This is a genomic window from Pantoea sp. GbtcB22 (assembly GCF_019091025.1).
GTDB classification, from domain to species: domain Bacteria; phylum Pseudomonadota; class Gammaproteobacteria; order Enterobacterales; family Enterobacteriaceae; genus Pantoea; species Pantoea leporis.
Window position 1 is genome coordinate 1 of sequence record NZ_JAGXKB010000018.1, and the last position, 3,110, is coordinate 3,110.

Consider the following 3,110-nt stretch of genomic DNA (forward strand, 5'->3'; position numbering starts at 1 on the left):
GTGGCTGAGATTAAATAAATAACGGGAATTATGCCGGGAGGGGATGCGATGAAATACAGGCCGGGTCTGGGAAGGTAGGAGATGTAGAAAAGAAACGAAACCTGTAGGAAAGAACTGATCGAAATAAACTGATTAGATGGATTTAAACCAGACTCTCCTATTATAGGAAAGCCTGTTTTATTTTGATCGCAGCCTAAACGTGGAAGCTATCAGCTTAAAATAAGGATTAATTGTTTTCCATATTAACGTTTATACCCTGCTGTATGAAAACTTCAATGCCTGCGCCGTCATGCGCATAAGATATATATTGCACACCAGCAATTGTAATGTCTCCAACCTGATTCCAGTCACCTGAATCAGTACCATCAGGAAGTAAATCAGACAAGGTTATATTGTTCGTATCGTGTCCTTCGATGAGTAATTGAATATTATCATTACTTGCGAAAAAATTTCCCTGGCCATGACTTAGAACATCACCTATGGAAAGCATCAGTGATTCAGGCTCAATAGTTTCAAGGTTAAGACGATGATCCTGAATGAATTGATTAAGATTAACTTCGTGTTCTAGTTCAAAAAGTATAGAGGCAGAATCATTTAATGGATTATCCATCAGACGGGAAGTTACGCCTAAATTATCTTGAGCACGATTACCTAATGCGAAATTATCAAGACTAATGCCATCACCTGCTCTGAATTCAAAGCTTACGGAGTGAAAATTGATCCCTTCAGGCATTTCGGCCTGAAAATTGATGAGAGAATCATTACCACCTGAAGGTTGTAAAACGGTGTGAGCGAGGTTACCAGAGAGGTCATAAAACCTAATAGTCAATAGGCTCTCAAGATCTCTGATTTCTACACTGAAATAGGTGGCGCTATCATTACCTTTCAGTGTTAATTTATTCAGCTCACTGCCACCAGAGCTGCGTAATAAGAGAATGTTTGATGTGGGAGAGGCCATTCCTGCAATCACAGTTCCAGGAGCAATAATGCCAGCTGTCCCATCATTGATGCTGTCATAACTGCCGGCAGTAAAGTTAAATAGACCAAGATCTAATGAAGCTCCTGATGCCACCGTTTGAGGAGTGATACTTTCTAAATCAGTGTACTGAATGTAAGGAATGCGTTGTAATAATGGCGATTCATTCCCGGCGATGTCAGTCAAGGTAGCGTTGTAAGTGTCGGTGTAGGACCATTTTTTTAGCGTGATATCCACTCTGCTAGCAGCAACATCTTCTGCGGTAAGCAGATGTTCAATATTTTCGCTACCTATTTTGATCTTTAACAAATCACCGATTTGGGCATGAGTTCCTGTTAAATCGACTTTTAATATATCACCGATCCGTATCAATCCCTGCAGTACCGGTGGAGTGGTATCGATATTAATGATGTATTGACTACCCAATCCACTGTAATTGCCCGCCAGATCAGTTTGTTCAGCGCGGAAATACCATTCACCATCCGGCAGTGTTTCGGGAATAGTAAGCGACCAGTTGCCATTTTTATCTGCGATAACATTAAAACCTTTACGGTTAACGCCATCCTCTTCACCCCATTCAGACCCGTGCCCTAGAGTCAGTCGCAAACGTACTAACGCGCCGGGTTCAGCGGTGCCCGTTATTGTCGGTGAGCTATCATTGGTAATTCCGTTATCACTGATTAATCCAGTGATGCCGCCAGCAACTTTATCATAAATACCGGTAACCAGCGGAACGCTGACCACATCATCAACGGTGATGGTGAAGCTTGGTGAGCGTGCAGAAATATTGCCCGCTTGATCGACGGCCTGCACTGTCAGAGTGTGCGGGCCTTCCTCAAACTTATCTGCACCGGAATACTGCCAGCTCCACGCGCCGGTAGCGGCATCGGCGTAGACGCTGCCGATGGCGCTGATACCGTCATAAATGGTGATCAGGCTGCCTTTCTCAGCATTGCCGCTGAGCAGCGGACGCGCATCGTTGGTGAGGCCGGTGCCGTCGTTAGCAATGGCGCCAAGAGTGCCGCCGGTTACCGTATCGGTGACGCTAGCAAGTGTTGGCTGCGCAATGTGGGTATCGACGGTGATGATAATGCTATCCGACAGTTGCGATCGATTACCTGCCGGATCGGCAGCGCTAACCGTGAGCGTATGGACGCCATCTTCAAATTTTTCTGCACCAGCATATTGCCAGCTCCACGCTCCGGTAGCGGCATCGGCATAGACGCTGCCCACCGCCGTGCTGCCATCGTATATCGTCACCAGGCTGCCCTTCTCGGCGCTCCCACTAAGTAGGGGACGCGCATCGTTGGTCAGGCCTGTGCCGTTATTAGGAATTGAGCCCAGATTGCCACCGCTTACCGCATCGGTGATGGTTGCCAGTATCGGCTGGGCAATCAGTGTATCAACGGTGATAGTAAAACTGTCAGACAGAATGGAAGTATTACCGGCTGCATCGATGGCTTTAACGCAAAGCGTGTGGCTCCCTTCATCAAACTTATCTGCTCCAGTAAATTTCCAGCTCCAGATGCCGGTAGCGGCATCGGCGTAAACGCTGCCGATGGCGCTGATACCGTCATAAACGGTGACCAGGCTGCCTTTTTCCGCTGTGCCATTAAGCAGCGGCCGGGCGTCGTTGGTGAGGCCGGTGCCGTCGCTGGCAACGGCGCCGACCGTGCCACCGCTGACCGCGTCGGTAATGGTCGCAATCACCGGCTGCACAGTCAGGGTATCTATGGTGATGGTGAAGCTATCTGACATCACCGATACGTTGCCCGCCGGGTCGGTGGCCTGCACGGTCAGCAGGTGCACGCCTTCGCCCAGGTTTTCGCTGCTCTGCCAGCGCCACGCGCCGGTTGCAGCATCGGCCCGGACGCTGCCGATGGCTGAGCTGCCGTCATAAATCGTCACCAGGCTGCCGGCTTCGGCGCGGCCGCTGAGTACGGGGCGGGCGTCGTTGGTGAGGCCGGTGCCGTCGTTGCTAATCGCACCTTCCACGCCGCCGGTCACCGCATCGCTCACGGTTTCCAGCAGCGGCTGCGCAATTACGGTGTCCACGATGAAGGTGAACGGGATGGAGGGTAATCCGGTGTTGCCCGCCGGGTCGGTGGCCCGGGCGGTGAAGCTGTGCGGGCCG

The 3,110-nt window shown here is 50.2% G+C and carries 1 protein-coding gene; it reads right to left on the bottom strand.

Going from position 1 to position 3,110, the window contains the following annotated elements; genetic code table 11:
- Window positions 1-226: 226 nt before the first annotated feature.
- Window positions 227-3,110 (bottom strand): Ig-like domain-containing protein (locus KVT28_RS24630; protein WP_254633650.1); only part of this gene is annotated, 2,884 nt, incomplete at its 5' end.